Here is a 17,181-nt window from a genome sequence, read left to right on the forward strand (position 1 = left end):
GGATACCACATCTTTTATCACGATAGTTGACGTGCAAAATTAAAATGGGTTAGCTTTGAGCAACTTAGGTAATTACGTTATGCTTACGGTCTTTATAATTCGGCCAATACGATATGTCTGAATCACAATTTAATAATCTACTCGCTGAGGCTATTTCCTCTATGAAATCACCGAGTTTTACATCTAAATTAATGGCCCTAATCGATTCGATACTGACGTATGATTGTGCAGTGATCCTCGGTATGCGTAAAGGCAAACACCCTATTTATCTTTACGATTCCATTGAAAATAACCGAGAATTACTTTTCGACCGTTACCTCACTTCTGCATTTCAAGATGATCCATTCTACAAAATGCTCACCATTGATGAGCAGCAAGGTGTTTTTTTATTAAAAGACGTAGTCCAATGGGGTATGGATTATCAAACATACTGTAATCAATTTTACCTGCAAACAGGCTGGAAAGATGAGTTAAGTATTCTCATTAAAGTTGAAGCAACCCGCTGGGTCGTTATCTATTTAGGGTGCACTCAGGCAGGAAATTCATTTTCGTCATTAAATGTTGAAACATTAAAATCATATTTCGCAATCATTCAATCATTATGTCGGCAACACTGGCAACAAACTGAATTCCTTCTTGCAGAACCAGTTTTTTCTCCAGAGTCTTACTCAGTAAAAAGACGTGAGTTCATCGAGAATGCTCTGCATACTTTTGGCAATGATTTGCTTTCAACCAGAGAGAAACAAATCGCCTGTTTAATAGTACAAGGCCTTGATACTAAAGAGATAGCAAAACAGTTAGACATTACAGAGGGTACAGTAAAAAATCACCGAAAACGTATCTATGCTCAATTGCAAGTGGCATCCCTCAGTGAACTTTTCCAAGTTTTCCTCAATCATATTATTACCCACTAAATTAACCTATTATCCCTTTAGGGATATATCGCGCATTAGTTTCTATTTGTAATCTGTACATCACATTTTTCATAAGATAAGGCTTTATAGATGACATTTATTCAGGAACTACAGACGCGCGGATTAATTGCTCAAGCCAGTGATTTAGGCCAGATACAGCAACAACTTAGCCAGCCACAAACAGTTTACTGCGGTTTCGATCCCACCGCAGGTAGCCTTCATATTGGACATTTAGTCCCGCTCATTATGCTCAAACGTTTTCAAGATGCTGGACATCAAACATTAGCGCTTATTGGTGGTGCGACGGGAATGATTGGCGACCCATCTTTCAAAGCTGTAGAGCGCAGTTTGAATACTGAAGAAACTGTAGCTGGTTGGGTCAAAGATCTTACTAATCAAATTGAGCAGTTGTTAGCTCCTCATTTAAGCAAGCCCATGACCATCGTCAATAACTCAGACTGGATGAGAGATATTAATGTCATCGATTTTTTTCGTGATATTGGTAAGCATTTTTCAGTCAACAATATGATCAGCCGTGAGTCTGTAAAGCAACGGTTGCAAAGGCCTGATCAAGGCATTTCATTTACAGAATTTAGTTACAGTTTACTCCAGTCCTATGACTTTGCTGTGCTTAATCGAAACTATGGTTGCAGTTTACAAATTGGTGGTAATGACCAATGGGGAAACATTGTCAGTGGTATTGATCTAACTCGTCGTCAAAATGGGAAGCAAGTATTTGGTTTAACCCTACCTTTGATAACTAAATCTGACGGTACTAAATTTGGTAAAACAGAAGGTGAAGCCGTTTGGCTTGCTCCGGAAAAAACATCACCATATATGTTTTACCAGTTCTGGTTATCCACTGAGGACACCGATGTTTATAACCTTCTGCGATACTACACATTCTTGTCTTGTGATGAGATCGAGAAGATAGAATTGCAGGATAAAACCCGAAACGGCAAACCCGAAGCACAAAAGATTCTAGCGCAGAATATGACGCGTTTTGTTCATGGTGAATCAGGGCTACTCAGCGCAGAGCGTATTACGCAAGCATTGTTCACAGGTAGTGTCGTGAAGCTGAGTTATAATGAACTCAAACAGCTTGAGTTAGATGGTATTCCAAGCATCGAAAGCTCTCAGCAAGGCATTGAAGAATTGTTGGTCGAATCAGGGGTAGCTAAATCAAAACGCACCGCCAGAGAGCTAGTCGAAAACAATGCTATTAGTGTAAACGGTGAAAAAATAACATCTGACAACTCCCAACTTGGATTTCCACTATTTGATGAATACTGGTTAATTCAGCGCGGTAAGAAGCATTTTTGCTTAGTCAAACGCAAATAAATTTGAAAACACAGGTAATGCGGTTCAGATCTATTGCATGAGGGTTGAACGCATTACTTTAAGTATCACAATGTTTGACTGCGTAGAAATCAATTAGAAGAAATAGGGCAGAAACGAGTTATACCGGAATAGCTTCTTTTAGCACTCAGGCGTACTTCGGCAAAGAGCGATAACCGGACTGTCGGGTCAACTCGTTTTTGGACAAAAGCTTGTTAGAGTCTGAACTACTCAAACTTCCGCTCCTTATTATTTGAACTATCAACTACACATAACTATGAATTTTATCTAATGGTTAAATATACTCAGGATCGTTTCAATAAATTTTTCTGGTTCTTCTAGCATTGGCGTATGCGATACATCTTCTAACTTAATTAGCTGTAATGATTTAAATGCGCCTTCAATGCTTTCCCACACCTCAATCGGAGCAATGCTAAAATCTAGTTCCCCATTAATGACGGTGGCATCCAAGTTTGAAGAAAACTGCGTAAGTTCGATATCTCTGAATATTTCTCCCCAAAGCGTATCTAGTAGCGGTGTATTCATTTCAACATCATCCCACAAAGGTAACTCATCAAATGATGCATCTTTCCATCTCATTGGGCCTAATCTACGACAGATATGCGCAAACTTACGTTCTGGCTGTTTGGCAATATCACTTTCTAGTCTAGCCATACTTGTATTTAGCAACTTTTTTCGTTGTTCAGAAGCGTTTTCAGACCAATGAGTAAACTGTTTCTCTTGCATATCACCTGACAGACTTGGCGCAGCACCAACTACAATCAACTTTTCGATCTTTATTTTCGCATGACTTGCAAAGTGCATTGCCATATACGCATGACCTGAATGGCCTAAAACACTAGTTTTAGTTAGATTTAGGCTGTCGCATATTGCTTGGATATCACGAGTGATAGTATCTAAGCTGACAAATTCAACTGGATTTACAGCATCACATTTTGAGAATCCGCGATGATCCACATACACACAAGTAAAGTAATTGTGCATAGATTCGGGAATGACTTTTTTGTAGTAGTTCACACTACCAATAATTAACAAATGTGGGCCTGTTCCATGCTGCTCGACTTGTAAATGATAATTATCACGATGGACAAATAAAGGATTTATATCGTTCATTCATATACTCACTCTGGTTGCTACGGAACCATTCTAAGACATGGTTTAGACCGATTAAATGAGCTAATATGGGTTTCTATAGCTCAAATTTTGGGATAATCATGTTAGATAGAATTGATAATGTTTGGCTACAATCATTTTTTTCCGTTTATGAAAACCATAGTTTTGTTAAAGCCTCCGAACACCTAGCAATTCCAAGTTCCAACGTCAGCAGACACATCCAACAACTAGAGTCGGTATTGGGTGAAAAGCTATTCTATAGAACAACTCGTAAAGTAACCCCAACACTGATGGGTGAGCGTTTTTTCCAAGAAATTAGAGAACCATTGTACAACCTCAATCAGTCACTACAGCGACTAAGTGAAGCACAGACCTCCCTTAAAGGAAGCATTCGACTTAGTTCTCCAGATATACCTATTATTGGAGAGGTTTTAGCGGATTTTTTAGCCACATATACAGACATCACACTGTACTGTGAGCATAGTACTGCGATTGAAAATGCTATCTCAAACGACCCCGATATTATTATTAGCTTTGAACGAGGAGAGCTCGATGACAGAGATTGGGTATCGAAGCCACTTTGCCAATGGGACACTATTATCTTGGCTTCTAAAGAATGTATTAACCGCTATGGCTTGCCAAAAACCCTAACTGAACTGGAGTCAATGCCTTGTATATCAAGCTATAAATCTTTTGGAGGTGATCCTTGGATTTTCGCTATTCCAGAGTCAAATGAGTATAGGTCACTATCGCCAAAATCGAGAATAAAAGTAGATGGTGGATTTACGGCAAAAGCTCTTGCACAACGTGGGCTTGGGTTTGTCGCTCTGCCTAGTAGCTTCTGCTTAGATGAAATAAAACAGAATGAATTACAACAAGTTTCTGTAGATTATGATTTATCTCCACTGACAATATTCATTCATTATCGTGCAATAAATTTTCATTCACACATATCAAAGTTACTTGTAGATTTCATCGCCGAAAAATTATCTTCTAACTCATAATGGGGCAGAAACGAGTTGATCATGAATGACTGCAAATGGCACTTTGCCGATACTACGGCTATGAGCGATAACCATCAAGATTTCAAAAATGCTGTTTATATTTCATAGTGCCCTTAACTGGGAAGCAGTGAATTATATTGAGAGTGAGTCTACGTAAAAAATTTAGTTATTAAAATATTTTCAAGTGAACTTTTTTGGAATAAGTACAAGGCGGTTTTCACAATAGATGTGTTCAATAACGTGACCCAAAGCGCTGTGACTTTTATTACCTTGCTAGGGTTATTGATTGTAGCCAATCCATAAAGTCAGTTAGGCGTTTAGTAGGTTGTCTACGTGATGAATAGAGTAAAGACACCGGCATTGGCTTGGCTTCAAATTGAGGTAGGACAGAAATTAGTAGGCCTTTCTAATGGGTCACCCATTGGCTGTTTGGAACTTGTATACAAACAACTCTATTAGTCGCTTACTACAACTCTATTTCGGCCTTGCTCTTTAGCTTTGTATAGAGCCGCATCGGCACGTTTAAGCACTTGTTCATAATGACAATCGCCTATTTCATACATGGCAACACCAAAACTCGCCGTAACATAAAGACCATCGATCATCTCTTCTTTTTCAAGTTCTTCACGTAACGTATCGGCAACGCTTTGCGCTTCCAGAGCACTTGTATTTGGTAACAACACGGTAAACTCTTCGCCACCAAAACGAGCAACCATGCCTTTGACACCAACTTGTACAGCAAGTAATTTGGCCATTTTTTGAAGCACGATATCTCCAACAGTGTGGCCATAATTGTCATTCACTCTTTTAAAATGATCCGCATCTACCATAATAACGGCTAACGGATGGTTCGACTCTTGCGCTAAACGATATTCATCAAGCAGGGCTTCGTCTAATGCCAATCGGTTATAGCTATGGGTTAACGGATCTTGTCGAGCGATAGCTTCTAGGGATCGATTACTTGCTTCTAACTCAGCCGTACGAGTACGCACCTTGGTTTCTAACGTAACGTTCATTTGCATTAAAGACTGCTCTCTCTCCAATAAGGAAGACATCATTTCCTGTAGTGAACGACTTAAGCTAAGCACCTCACTCAATTGACTGTCATCTTGGAAGGTGGCCTTTCGATTTCCTTGCTGAATACTTTTTGCTGTGAGCGCTAACCGTTCCAATGGGCGACTTAATGTACTAGCAAATTTATAGGCCAGTAACATACAAAGTAAGGTCGCAAACACACCAAAAAAAAGTAGTAATTTATGAACTTCTTTTACTGCTGACATAGCAATAGACAATGGCTGACGTACGACGATTTGCCAACCAAGATTCGTTGATTCTGGAGAGCGTACAGAGACTAAACTGGTCAGGTATTTTTCGTCATCTTGCCAAAGCAAAGATTTAAATTGCCCATCTTTAGGCAGTACTTTTGGTACTTCAATATTGTTAGGAAAATGATTATCTGGATATAAAACACTGTGCTCATTATCGATAATAAAGATATCGATCCCTTTTCTTTTCGAAACGTCAGTCAAGGAAGATAATAAAACCTCTCTAACCCAAGCCCAATCAGCATGAGTGGCAACCACACCTTTCAACTCACCATTTTGACCTATGACAGGAGCAGCAAAATCAACAAAGCGAATTGGCGCACCGTCTTTCGGCTTAGGTAGCAAGCTTTCAAGTAATAACGCCTTATGCACATCACCTACAAAAGGTCCCGATCGACCATGAATAAACCAAGGTCGCTGACTGACATCAGCCCCTTTCAATACGCCATTACTTGATGCTAATACCGCACCTTCAACATTAGCGAAACCAATCCAAGCGTAGTCTTTATAGGAGCTTTTAATTTGATCAATAGCATACTGCAAAGCGCTCAAATCTTGACTTTCATACAAAGAGTAGCGCGTACTAAGCAAAAGAACTTCTCGCTCACGCTCCATGAGATTAGCCGACAGCATATTTGAAATAGATTGACTTAGATTTACTAGCGATTCACCGCTAGCATTTGAAAGACGAGTAGAAGTAAGTTGGTAAAAAGAGGTAATTAGCACAAAACTTAGAGAAAGCAGCAGTCCTCCAGATAATAAAGTAATGCGCTTTCGAAAAGTATCAAAGCCTCCGAACATTATATGCTTAGCCTATTTATCCGTGTAAAAAGTAAGTATTAGGCTAAGTATAGTAACAGCCTGCGTATTATCATGACTTTGATCACCGATTCTCATCAGCTTTGATCACTTTATTTATCATTTTATAGAGCTGTTTTTAAATTAGCTTAACTGATCATCATCAGTCAATTTATTTAACTGCTTTCGTATCGATTCTCCTATCATTTCATGCCAGTTTTCCTGTGCTAGCTGGCTTATAATTATGGAAATTAAAGGGTGACCCCGTTTGGTTTTTACGCGTAGTTTGCAATGTTGCTTAGTGAAGACAGCGGCTGGATTACGGGACAGCGAATTGAAGCGTCTGGCGGTATGTTTCTTTAATTTTCAGCTAATATTAGTGCTCTGCCGCATTATTTTTTATAAGGATTCAAAGCCCTCTGCGTGAGGGCTTCATCGCTACTATAAAGCTCTTAATATATTGTCAGAATTAGTTAAACTCGAGCAGTGTTTACTGGCTCAGACTTGCTTTGACAGTTCAAGTTAAGACTTATTCACATAAATTACAGTTGCTTTTTTTATCTGAATTTTGCTTTCGCTTTTTGCATTAACCCAGCCCTATTATTACAGGCTGGGCAGAAGGTAATTAAGGAAAGGTAATTTCAACTGTTGAGGCTTTATTCAATAGTGGTAATAAGGATTTTTCGCGTCTTAAGTCCTTTAACTCACGTTCTAATTGGCGTTGCTGTGTATTTAGCTCTTTACGCTGCGTTTGCGTGATGTTATTGCTGTTTAATTGCTGATTAAGTTCAGAGAGTTGTTGTTTTAGCTCGGTTATACGGTTATCAATTTCTATACGACGTTGTTGAATTTGATAACGGTCGTTACCTTCTTCCCACGCTTTTCGAAATGCACGACTGTTACATACACCGTTATACGAGACTCCGCGCATAGCAAGAGTAAAGCCGTTTTCAGGTTGACAATACACCGCTAAACCACTTTCGTAGCTACTTTTAAATTGTGCTATGTTTGGGGTAATATTGTAATCGTTACACGTCGCGATCTTTGTTATGCCATCGGCATAATCACCACCGTTTACGCCGTGTTCATAACCTAAACTTTGCCAATTAGCGACTTTACACTCATCTTGACTTAACGTTGTGCAGCCATTTAGTAGTGCTATACAACTTAATATAAATAAACGATTTGGCATAAACTTCCTGTTCTGTATCGGATTTACTGACATTTTAAATGATCTTTAGCATCGACATTTTTGTTTTGCCGATGCCTTATCTTACTTGCGATCGCTATAAAAAATACACATTTAAATATGTTATAGACTAATTTTATGTAACAAATCTAGTCGATACAAATTAAAACGTTGTACCCACCGATAATCCAAGTTGCCATGAGTCGACCGCTTGGTAATTACCAAGGGGTTTACTTAAATCAATATGTACGACGTTGTCATTACTAGAGCGCGATGAGAACAGACGAATACCTAAACCAACACTACTAAGCGTACTATCAGTGATATTAGGTGTTTGCACTTTGCCAGAGGCACGGCCAACATCGACAAAGCCCACAAAACCTACATCGGCAATTTGATATAAATTTATGTTTGGATATATACGTATCTCTGCGCTAGCTTGTATACTTTGTGTGCCATGTTGGTAGCTTTGTGGAAAGCCGCGCATACCTTCTTCACCACCTACAGCAAGTGGTTGTTCAGCGAATTCGGTATTTTGCCACTGTGCATTTATATGACCATATAAGGCAAATAAAGGGGAGAGACGCAGGTTAACTTGCCCTTTAGAAAATAAAGCGACACGATCTTCAAGTTCAGTACCAATTTTGGCATTTAAGCCGCCGCTAAATCTAAACAGGGTGGATGAATCGCTCGCCCAGGCTTTGTCGATCCCCGTTTCAACAATAAAGCCTTCACCGGGATTAATCATATCAGCACCAAATTTGGCGTTTAATTCCCAGCCAAGGTTAATATCTTCGCTGTGATTGATAAGGTCGATGTCTTGAAGTACGGTAAAATCATCTTGTATCCAGTGAACGCCAAGCCAAGGTGTTGCAATGGTAAAGTTATTTAAGTTAGCGGGAAGCGGTGTGTTGGCAACTTGATCATAGCGGGTGTCTTGATAATCAATCCCCGTAAGCCAATGCGTTGTTGCGCTGCTGTCTTGTGACCATACGCCACCTACTGCAAGCTGCCCTTGTGTATCATCAGAAAAAAACTCAGAGCGAGTTTCGCCATTTTGATATATAGAGGTTTTTTGTTGTTGTGTTTTAGCATAATAACGTCTTAGAGCATCACTACTTCGTTGATAAAAAGGTTGTTGATAGTCAAACATAAAAACTTGTCCATCGTCATAGTCATCGGCTTGTAAGCTCAATGTCGCATGCGGTTGCCACGGCACAGGCATTTGCAGCATGGTATGATAACCGCTGCGTTCGTGATCTGTTTTATATTTTACTGATGCGCGTATGCCATAGCCTAAAAAGTTTTCTTCTTTAAAACCAATGCTGAACTTGTTATTGCCGCTGCTGCGACCAAAGTCAATGGTTGGTAATAAACTCCAGGTGTCCCATGTTTCAACAATTACGGCTTGGTCATTGTTGTCATTACAGTTTGGCGTTGTGCTGATCTTTGCGTCGCGGATATATTTTTTCTTACGCAGGATACGCTCAGCTTCTCTTAATTGCGTGTCATCGACTTGTTCGCCCAACTGAAATGGTAACTGCTCATGAATAACTGCTTTACGAGTATCAATATGTAACCAATTAATAAAGCGATGTAAGGCTGTGGTTTCAGGTGAATGCGGATCAAAAATTGGATTGTTTTTGATAATTATTTCACCAAGCGGTGCATTTGGTTCAATGGTCGCAGGCTGGGGCTTAATAGCATTACAACTCGATATGGACTCGAGTGAGTTAGCAGTCTCTGCATTGCTACAGCAGCAGTAAAATAAACAACTAGTTAAGATGATGCGTTTCATAAGTGCCTGAGTTTAATGACTGCGTTGAACATAAGCATATTCAGCGTAGTGTGGTAGTAATTTAAACTCAGCATAGAAGGCAATACTTAAGGAAAGCTTAACTTAAACTGAAAGTTTGACTAATTAAACATCGAAACTAAAGCGGTTTTTTACTGCGAGGAGCGCCTAGTACAATCGCTATTTGGCAGACACATATCGACAAAAATCCACTTATGCCCAAAGCTCCGCCAAAGCTACTAAGGTAAGGCACTAAATTATCAAACAAAATCGAAAAAATAACACTGGCAGAAAACAGCGTGTAAATACCAAAGCGCTTTGGTGCGCTCATGCCTATAAATGTGCCACCAAAAAAAATGCTGCTATATAGCTCTGCGTTGAACTCGGTGGCAAGTAAAATAAGGTAAGCGATAATAGCTAAAATTGCTGACGCTCTAATCGCATCTAGACGGTTATGCTTAGCTAAATAAAAGGTCAAAAACGCGCCAAGTAAAGCAAGTGTTACCGATGATAAACTCATGCCGCAAGCCCTTTAGCTAATACAAACAAAGCAACACTAATAAAGGCGATACTTCCTAATTTACCACCAAAGCCAGTAAACACTTTAGTCGTCAGTACGTATAAAATAGCCCCAATCAATGAAATAATTGCTAATTCCCAATAGGTATTAATCAACCCCTGAGAGCACATTCCAGCAAAACTACCAGCATAAACAGCTGCGTAAGGATGATTTGCATACTGTTTTGGAAAAGGAATAAAGCTGCCAATAAGTCCGGTTAGGCAAGATGCAATAACCGCAGGCACTGCAAATTGTGTATGAAGGGTAAAACAAGCAACACATCCACTAAAAAAAGCGATGTATTTTAGGAGAAAAAATTTAGTCATAGAGTCGGTGACTTTTCTTAACTGAAGTACTTAATACTGAGTGAAGTTAGTGCTAGCTTATTATGCTTGGCACTAACCATTATGCAATTAATCAAGGTGCAATTAAACTAGATATAATTAAACAAGGTGTTGCTCAAAAAATGCTAAGGTTCGTTGCCATGCAAGTTCTGCATTCGGTTTATCGTAACGGCCCGTTGAGTCATTATGAAAACCGTGATTGGCATCTTTATACATATACATTTTATAATCTACATTGAGACTTTTTAAATCGCGCTCATAGTCAGGCCATGTTGCATTTACGCGCTCATCAAGCTCGGCTAATTGGATCATTAACGGGGCTTTAATATTTTTGCGCAGAGCTTCGTTGGCGGGCGTGCCGTAAAATGGTACTACGGCGCTTAATAATGATGAATCAACCGCAGCGAGGTAATTGACAATATAACCGCCAAAACAAAATCCAACGGCACCAAGTTTACCATTACTGAGTGGGTGTGATTTTAAATAGTGGGCTGCTGCAACAAAATCATTTTGAATTTTCTCTTTATCCATTGAGCTTTGCATGGCTCGCCCTTCGTCATCATTACCCGGATAACCACCTAGCGGAAATAGCGCATCGGGTGCAAAAGCGACAAAACCCGCTTTGGCTAAACGACGGGCCACATCTTTTACATAGGGGTTTAAGCCTCGGTTTTCATGCACCACTAAGACTACCGGGCGCTTGCCCTTTAATAGCGTTGGCACTACTAAATAACCTTGTCCTTTGTTATGACCATTGGGAGAATCAAAACTTTGGTAAGTTGCTTTAATTGATTCATCATTAAACGAAACTTGTTCGGCTAAGGCATAATTTGGTAATAACGCTGAAGTGAGCACTGTCATTGAATAACCAAGGGCGACTAAGCCACCAAGTTTTTTCATAAACGTGCGTCTATCCATTTTGCCATGAGCGTATTCATCGTACCAATCAAAGGCTTCTTGAGGAATGTGATCTGAATGTGGGTTATTCATTGCAGTGCCTATATGTTATTGATTTAAGATTTAATAACATAGCTGAGAGAACTCAAAATGTATATTGCTGTATGCTTAATATACCTAGCTAACTTCTTCACCGGCATGTTTTGCGGCTAATTCATCAAGTTCTGCGCAAGTGTAATCAAACCCCGCGCCATCGAATTGATAATTTACTTTAACGTCAAAACCACCATTAAGAAGTTTTGTTTTTACCCGAGCGACAGGCCAATGCTTTAATTCGTTTAAAAAACGATTAGCGATTTGACCAGATTGGAAGCGATAGCGTATTTCTGAATTCATATAAAGTAAGTATAATTTGGGCTGTTAACTTCGCAGTTTGTGGATTTAGCCGATTTAGTCAAGTTTTTTGTTCTTTAACATGCTTGATAAGTTCAATTGTGCGCTTATTAGCATTGGTTTTCGTCTGCTTTTGCTTTAACGTAAGGGTCTGTCAGATAAAATAGTTTGCGAGAAGATTACAAGGTATGCCTAAGTACGGTATAAGAGTGTCATGAAAACGCCAAAACAGATTTTACCGTTAATAGAAGACGGTATCGTTGATGAAGTCATCAGCCAATTAATGAGTGGAAAAGAAGCCTCGGTTTATGTGGTTCGCTGTGGCGAGCATATTCGCTGTGCGAAAGTGTACAAAGATGTACAACACCGAAGTTTTAAACAAGCAGTAAAATACCAAGAAGGACGTAAAGTACGCAATAGTCGCCGCGGTCGTGCGATGGAAAAAGGCTCTAAGTTTGGTCGTAAAGAACAAGAAAACGTGTGGCAAAATGCAGAAGTAGATGCGCTTTTCACGCTTTCTCGGGTTGGCGTAAAAGTACCACAACCTCATGGTTGTTACGATGGTGTACTGATCATGGATTTAGTCACCGATAATGATGGTGATGTTGCGCCGCGTTTAAATGATGTGAGTTTAACTGCTGAGCAGGCAATTGAAGATCACGCTACTATGGTTCATTACATTCGCTTAATGCTATGTGCGGGTATTGTGCATGGTGATTTGTCTGAATTTAATGTGTTAGTAGATAGCTACGGTCCGGTGGTGATTGATTTACCGCAGGCAGTAAATGCGGCGGCGAATAACAATGCGCAAGAAATGTTTTTACGTGATGTACGCAACATGCGCTTGTATTACGGGCAGTACGCACCAGAAATACTCGATACGCGTTTTGGTGAAGAAATGTGGGCTTTGTATCAAGCGGGTGAATTAACAGCAGAAACTGTTCTTTACGGTGAGGTTGCAGATAACCATGCTGAGGCTGATGTTGATTCAGTGCTTGATGAAATCAAAGCTGCATTTGAGCAAATGCAAGAAAACCAAGAGCGAATAAAAGCAGCACAAGCACCTGAAGACGACTAAAGTTTATTAGCTTCATTATCGATTTTAAAGATGCGCGCTAACAGCATTAAATTCTGTTAGACTGCGCAGCCTTTAGCTACTCGCGGTGAGTTGCTTTAAATGACAGTTAGGAACGCAGGTGTCAAAATTTTTCTATCGTGGTAAGCCCGATATTATGGGTAAAAATAATCAAGGTACTTATCAGCCTAAACCGAAAGTAAAACCTGGTAGCGAAGAAAATCCGCTCGTTTTACAGGTGCAAAGCGCTGCACGTGAGCTTGAAATAAACGCTATTTTGATAGCTAATGATTTATTTGCAGATATTCGTGTTGATAGTACGCTTGCTGAAGATATTACTCCTTTAGATATTGTGCTTAATAAACCTGTTACTCAAGTTTTTGAAAAAACACCACAACGTAATGATCCATGTTCGTGTGGCAGTAATAAAAAATACAAAAAATGCTGTGGTTAAAATACCTTGTTTAGGTGTGTAAACTCAGGTTGGTGCTGGTGTTAGGAACTTAATAAATCAGCTCCAGTGATATAAAACGGCAGTTGTATTTAAAAGCTATATTCATTAGCTTGTGATAGCGTTATTTAATATAGCGCTCACTTAATCAGCGAAACGTGTATGAAATACAGTGATAATAAACTTCAACAACAAACGGCAAAAAACACCTTACAACACGTGTTTTCAGCTGTATTTGTAGTTACTCTGTTTTTAATAGTTACCTCGTATATTTATTTCTATCCTGAATTAGATAACAGTATTTTTTTTAATGGTGTCCTTACCGACGCAATTAACCTATTAATTGTGGTGGCTATTTTTATCATTGTCCAAAGGGCCAACTTATCAGTTTTTGCTTATGTTAATTTAAGCATCGGTTTATTATTGTGGTCGGCGGGTTTAACCTTTGATCTACTTGATGAAGTGCTGATCCAGCCTTTGTTTATTGGTATTTATGTTGAGGATGTTTTACGTACTGCAGGCATGTTGTTTACTTGTTATGGTTTAAAGCTAACTATAGGCGATTTAACAAGTGTGCAGCAGCAGTTATCAAAAGAGCTGATCACTGATTACTTAACCCAAATAGCGAACCGCCAATTCTTTTATCAATATATGCAAAAAAATCAATCAGCCCCGTATACAATTTTGCTTATTGATATCGATTTTTTTAAAGTGATTAATGATCAGTTTGGTCACGATAGGGGGGATCAAGTACTGATCGAATTATCATCTTTATATGCCAAAGCTTTACCGAATAATAGTGTCTTTGCACGTTTAGGTGGTGAAGAGTTTGCAATATACCTGCCCGGTGATAACCGACCAAAAGCCTGCGATTTAAGTGAGCAATTACTATCACTTGCACATACCATTGAACTTGCTGCTAATCGAACGGTAAGTGTAAGTATTGGTGTGTCATTTAAGGCCCCAGAAGAAGCGTTTAATGAGGTAGTTAAACGTGCTGATCAAGCCTTGTACAAAGCGAAAAATAGCGGCCGTAGCCAATATTACATTGCTTAATCCCTAAGCGATTGATTACAGTAAAATTTACAATTTTAATTGGGGGTTTTTACACTATCAGTTAAATTTATTTGCCTGTTCCTGTTAAATTTTATTAAAAAATGCTTATAAAACAATGTACTTATTAATTATGCAAGGCTGGTATTGAGCTTGCAATATGCTTATAAATATAACTTATAAGCACTACCAAGGTGATACTATGGCTGTTATGCAGCGCTTAAAGCAAAAAACACGACAATTTATTGATTCAAAGCATATGTTAACCAGCATAACGGCGGCTTCATTTTTAGAGTCAACAATAGTTCCTATTCCTCTTGAAGCAGTATTGGTGCCGTTGATGCAAGCGCGGCGTGAAAAGCTTTGGCTGATAGCCTTAATGGCGACTTTAGGCTGTATTATTGGGGCTTTGTTTGGTTACGCGCTTGGCTATTACTTGTTTGATGCGGTTGGCGATTGGGTGATCAATACCTTTTCAAATCCAGAGCAGTTTGAACACGTAGAACAGCAAATGCAGCAGCAAGGTTTTTGGTTTGTAATAATGTTGGGGATAGTGCCAATCCCTTTTCAAATAGCTATGCTCGCAGCGGGTGCGACCAAATATTCATTAATAATGTTTTTAATTGCAACGACTATTGCTCGTTCAATTCGGTATTTTGGTCTGGCGCTGGTGGTGTATTATGCAGGCAATCAAGCGGAGCGAATTATTACAAAACATAAAACCAAAGCAATGCTTGGTTTGACTGTGTTGGTGTTAGTTATTTGGTGGTTAACAACGGTAATATAGCCGCCAAGTGACGGCTATATTTGTTTCGTTTACTTAACATCGCCATGGATAAGTGAATGTACTTGGCGCCAATCCACCAGTTTAAAATTTTGTGGTTGCTGTGGCATACGATTGTAGCCATCTTGCACTATTAATACGCCAAGAGGGTAGCCAGGCAGCGGTTTGGCTGTAACGGTTAAGCCATCGGTTTCTGACACGCCATCAATACCGTTATTTAAGTTTGCAAGAATATTAAACTTACTGACAAACTCAAGGGTAGGGTGTTTTTCACCTTTATTTATGCGATACACGACATAACTATCGTCACCTTGGCTAGATACCACTAATAAGCGCTCGTCTTTACCATGATAAATCTCCATACCTTCTACATCATCAACTAGCATTTCATTCACGGATTGCAATAAAATAGGCGCTTGCTGTGAATCAGGCTCTGCTTGGATAAACCAAATACCAGCGTCTTCCTCACCGGCAAAAAGTTCCCCATTTTTATCGTCACTACTACAGCCTTCTGGTTGGCTAGGTAGATTAAATTCGCGCACCAGTTTGCCCGAGACTTGTTGCTGTTGGCTGGTTATTTTATATTGCTGATATAACCCTGATTTATCATTCACAAATACATAGTCACCTGATTTCGATGAATACATGCATAAGCCATAAATCTCACTCAAATTGGTAGCCACGCTACCTAAGTGGTGTACGCTGTTTTGTATGTCGACAGTGAACAAACTAATGCTATTTTCACTACGGTTACTGGCTGCAATTAGAGTGTGAGTTGGGTTGTTGATATTACTACTTTGACGAACGTCAACATTGTTAACTCTACCTACGTCAAGGCTTTGAATTTGCTCTCCAGCTAAGTTATAGATCATCAGTCCGCGACGTTTATCGGTGCCAATGATCAAGCTTTTAGCGGCGTCGGTTGGATGCACCCAGATGGCTGGATCGTCTGCGGCATCACCAAATGCTGCAACTGGTGTCGTTTGCACGTTTGCATACACATGTGCTGTTTTTGCAGTGGTGGTGTTGGTTTTTGTCGTACTGGTGATTGGGTCTAAAATTAACTGGCTGCTGCGGTACGCGCCACTTTCATCGTCATACATAATGGCTTGAGCAGTAGTGGCGTTATTATCAATTACCACAGAACCAATACTGAGATCTCCAGAGACACGCCACTTTTGTTGTATACCTTGCTCTGGATTATATCGGTATAGGGTGTTATTGCTGCTGCTAGTAAACCAGAGGCTGCCATCAGTGCTGGTGGTTAATGCGCCAATACCGCTGGCCAGTTCACCAAAGGGAGCAACCATGGTAAGAGGTTGTTTACTCGCTGAAGATTCTGCATTGGCGTTCATTTGCCAAATGCCAAGTTCTTCTTCACTGATAAATAATTGTTGGCTTACATCATTAACCGCACAACCCGCAGCTTCATTTACACCGGCAAATTCTCGGACCGCAATGTTAGTGGTTTGCTCTGTGGCAAAGTTATAAATTAAGGTTTCGCGCATTAAGCCGCGAACATCAGCAACAAAAGCAGAAATACTCCCCGTATTGTGATTGTTAAATAGGCAGACCGCTTCAGGTTTTGCTTGCGGTGCAACAATCGGTGTGTGCTCCGTTAGCTGCCAGTTGCCGTTACTTTTAGTTAGGGTGAAAACGGCAACCAGATCACGTTCATTATCAATACTGGTCACTAAAAAGCGATTATCGCCAATAGTACGCACTGACAGAGTTTCAAAGTTACCCGCGTTAAGTACTTCGCTATGTTGTTTATTTTGCTCTACTACAATTAAGCCTTGGCTTTCACTGGCTAGTAACCATGCATCATCAAAAAGCCAAGCAGCTTGCGATCCTTGAGCATTATTTTGTTGCCAAAATGGTGTGCTGTTAAGCTTTAGTGTAGTTTGGCTTGGTTGAGTGGAATTAACATCTTGGCTGCTGCAAGCGCCTAATGTTGCTGTGAGTGTTAATATGCTCAGTGCATAAGCAAGTGGTTTAAGTGTTGGCACGAGTAAAGTCCTAAGTTAGCCATGTATGCGATGCAAGCTAAATAACTTTTATGACAAAACCGTGACAAAAGAAAGACTTCTGCAGTGAGAGTAAAGCTATTTAGGTTTCCTTTCATTCA

At 39.7% G+C, this 17,181-nt stretch carries 16 protein-coding genes; 7 read left to right on the forward strand and 9 right to left on the reverse strand.

The window, feature by feature from the left end; genetic code table 11:
- Window positions 1-113: 113 nt before the first annotated feature.
- Window positions 114-914, forward strand: a complete 801-nt coding sequence (locus tag H5182_RS10580; RefSeq protein WP_182759999.1) for a LuxR C-terminal-related transcriptional regulator — start codon at window positions 114-116, stop codon at window positions 912-914.
- 90 nt (window positions 915-1,004) lie between these two features.
- Window positions 1,005-2,255: a tyrosine--tRNA ligase gene (gene tyrS, locus H5182_RS10585; protein WP_182760000.1), complete on the forward strand. Its 1,251-nt coding sequence runs from the start codon at window positions 1,005-1,007 to the stop codon at window positions 2,253-2,255.
- Window positions 2,256-2,540: 285 nt separating this feature from the next.
- Here the strand turns inward: tyrS and H5182_RS10590 are convergent, their stop codons facing one another.
- Entirely contained in the window at window positions 2,541-3,386 is an 846-nt protein-coding gene (locus H5182_RS10590) for an alpha/beta fold hydrolase (protein ID WP_182760001.1), read from the reverse strand.
- A gap of 101 nt (window positions 3,387-3,487) precedes the next feature.
- Between H5182_RS10590 and H5182_RS10595 the strand changes: the two genes are divergently transcribed.
- Window positions 3,488-4,390 carry a LysR family transcriptional regulator gene (locus H5182_RS10595; protein WP_220493597.1) on the forward strand — a complete coding sequence of 301 codons (903 nt, stop codon included), beginning with the start codon at window positions 3,488-3,490 and terminating at the stop codon, window positions 4,388-4,390.
- Window positions 4,391-4,845: 455 nt separating this feature from the next.
- Here the strand turns inward: H5182_RS10595 and H5182_RS10600 are convergent, their stop codons facing one another.
- The 7 genes from H5182_RS10600 to H5182_RS10630 all read right to left on the reverse strand — a co-directional run bounded on the left by H5182_RS10600 (window position 4,846) and on the right by H5182_RS10630 (window position 11,693).
- Window positions 4,846-6,516, reverse strand: a complete 1,671-nt coding sequence (locus H5182_RS10600; protein WP_182731858.1) for a GGDEF domain-containing protein — start codon at window positions 6,514-6,516, stop codon at window positions 4,846-4,848.
- A gap of 622 nt (window positions 6,517-7,138) precedes the next feature.
- Entirely contained in the window at window positions 7,139-7,705 is a 567-nt protein-coding gene (locus H5182_RS10605; RefSeq protein ID WP_145237681.1) for a DUF2799 domain-containing protein, read from the reverse strand.
- A 160-nt stretch (window positions 7,706-7,865) separates the two neighbouring features.
- On the reverse strand, window positions 7,866-9,500 hold the full coding sequence (locus H5182_RS10610) for a hypothetical protein (RefSeq protein ID WP_182760003.1): 1,635 nt from the start codon (window positions 9,498-9,500) through the stop codon (window positions 7,866-7,868).
- A 136-nt stretch (window positions 9,501-9,636) separates the two neighbouring features.
- The gene (locus H5182_RS10615) at window positions 9,637-10,017 is read right to left on the reverse strand and encodes a hypothetical protein (RefSeq protein WP_182731860.1); all 381 of its coding nucleotides are present in this window, start codon (window positions 10,015-10,017) and stop codon (window positions 9,637-9,639) included.
- Window positions 10,014-10,382: a hypothetical protein gene (locus H5182_RS10620; RefSeq protein WP_179959150.1), complete on the reverse strand. Its 369-nt coding sequence runs from the start codon at window positions 10,380-10,382 to the stop codon at window positions 10,014-10,016. The genes H5182_RS10615 and H5182_RS10620 overlap by 4 nt, the downstream gene beginning before the upstream one ends.
- A 117-nt stretch (window positions 10,383-10,499) precedes the next feature.
- A complete protein-coding gene (locus H5182_RS10625) occupies window positions 10,500-11,390 on the reverse strand; it encodes a dienelactone hydrolase family protein (RefSeq protein WP_182760004.1) in 891 nt (296 codons plus the stop codon).
- 84 nt (window positions 11,391-11,474) lie between these two features.
- The gene (locus H5182_RS10630) at window positions 11,475-11,693 is read right to left on the reverse strand and encodes a hypothetical protein (protein ID WP_145237669.1); all 219 of its coding nucleotides are present in this window, start codon (window positions 11,691-11,693) and stop codon (window positions 11,475-11,477) included.
- A 211-nt stretch (window positions 11,694-11,904) separates the two neighbouring features.
- Between H5182_RS10630 and H5182_RS10635 the strand changes: the two genes are divergently transcribed.
- The 4 genes from H5182_RS10635 (at window position 11,905) to H5182_RS10650 (ending at window position 15,056) form a co-directional block, all read left to right on the forward strand.
- Window positions 11,905-12,768, forward strand: coding sequence for a PA4780 family RIO1-like protein kinase (locus H5182_RS10635; protein ID WP_145237666.1), 864 nt, complete (start codon window positions 11,905-11,907; stop codon window positions 12,766-12,768).
- 118 nt (window positions 12,769-12,886) lie between these two features.
- Window positions 12,887-13,219, forward strand: a complete 333-nt coding sequence (locus H5182_RS10640; protein ID WP_145237663.1) for a PBPRA1643 family SWIM/SEC-C metal-binding motif protein — start codon at window positions 12,887-12,889, stop codon at window positions 13,217-13,219.
- Between the two features lie 159 nt (window positions 13,220-13,378).
- A complete protein-coding gene (locus H5182_RS22350) occupies window positions 13,379-14,272 on the forward strand; it encodes a GGDEF domain-containing protein (RefSeq protein ID WP_259398275.1) in 894 nt (297 codons plus the stop codon).
- Between the two features lie 199 nt (window positions 14,273-14,471).
- Complete coding sequence (locus tag H5182_RS10650; protein WP_145237660.1) at window positions 14,472-15,056, forward strand: YqaA family protein; 585 nt, start codon at window positions 14,472-14,474, stop codon at window positions 15,054-15,056.
- A gap of 29 nt (window positions 15,057-15,085) precedes the next feature.
- Here H5182_RS10650 and H5182_RS10655 read toward each other — a convergent pair whose 3' ends face one another.
- Complete coding sequence (locus H5182_RS10655) at window positions 15,086-17,062, reverse strand: phytase (RefSeq protein WP_182760005.1); 1,977 nt, start codon at window positions 17,060-17,062, stop codon at window positions 15,086-15,088.
- Window positions 17,063-17,181 lie beyond the last annotated feature (119 nt).

Source organism: Pseudoalteromonas sp. SG44-17, assembly GCF_014164235.1.
GTDB classification, from domain to species: domain Bacteria; phylum Pseudomonadota; class Gammaproteobacteria; order Enterobacterales; family Alteromonadaceae; genus Pseudoalteromonas; species Pseudoalteromonas rhizosphaerae.

Coding starts and splice junctions, on each gene's coding strand:
- H5182_RS10580 (WP_182759999.1), top strand. CDS start 114: ATGTCTGAATCACAATTTAATAATCTACTCGCTGAGGCTATTTCCTCT.
- tyrS (WP_182760000.1), top strand. CDS start 1,005: ATGACATTTATTCAGGAACTACAGACGCGCGGATTAATTGCTCAAGCC.
- H5182_RS10590 (WP_182760001.1), bottom strand. CDS start 3,386: ATGAACGATATAAATCCTTTATTTGTCCATCGTGATAATTATCATTTA.
- H5182_RS10595 (WP_220493597.1), top strand. CDS start 3,488: ATGTTAGATAGAATTGATAATGTTTGGCTACAATCATTTTTTTCCGTT.
- H5182_RS10600 (WP_182731858.1), bottom strand. CDS start 6,516: ATGTTCGGAGGCTTTGATACTTTTCGAAAGCGCATTACTTTATTATCT.
- H5182_RS10605 (WP_145237681.1), bottom strand. CDS start 7,705: ATGCCAAATCGTTTATTTATATTAAGTTGTATAGCACTACTAAATGGC.
- H5182_RS10610 (WP_182760003.1), bottom strand. CDS start 9,500: ATGAAACGCATCATCTTAACTAGTTGTTTATTTTACTGCTGCTGTAGC.
- H5182_RS10615 (WP_182731860.1), bottom strand. CDS start 10,017: ATGAGTTTATCATCGGTAACACTTGCTTTACTTGGCGCGTTTTTGACC.
- H5182_RS10620 (WP_179959150.1), bottom strand. CDS start 10,382: ATGACTAAATTTTTTCTCCTAAAATACATCGCTTTTTTTAGTGGATGT.
- H5182_RS10625 (WP_182760004.1), bottom strand. CDS start 11,390: ATGAATAACCCACATTCAGATCACATTCCTCAAGAAGCCTTTGATTGG.
- H5182_RS10630 (WP_145237669.1), bottom strand. CDS start 11,693: ATGAATTCAGAAATACGCTATCGCTTCCAATCTGGTCAAATCGCTAAT.
- H5182_RS10635 (WP_145237666.1), top strand. CDS start 11,905: ATGAAAACGCCAAAACAGATTTTACCGTTAATAGAAGACGGTATCGTT.
- H5182_RS22350 (WP_259398275.1), top strand. CDS start 13,379: ATGAAATACAGTGATAATAAACTTCAACAACAAACGGCAAAAAACACC.
- H5182_RS10650 (WP_145237660.1), top strand. CDS start 14,472: ATGGCTGTTATGCAGCGCTTAAAGCAAAAAACACGACAATTTATTGAT.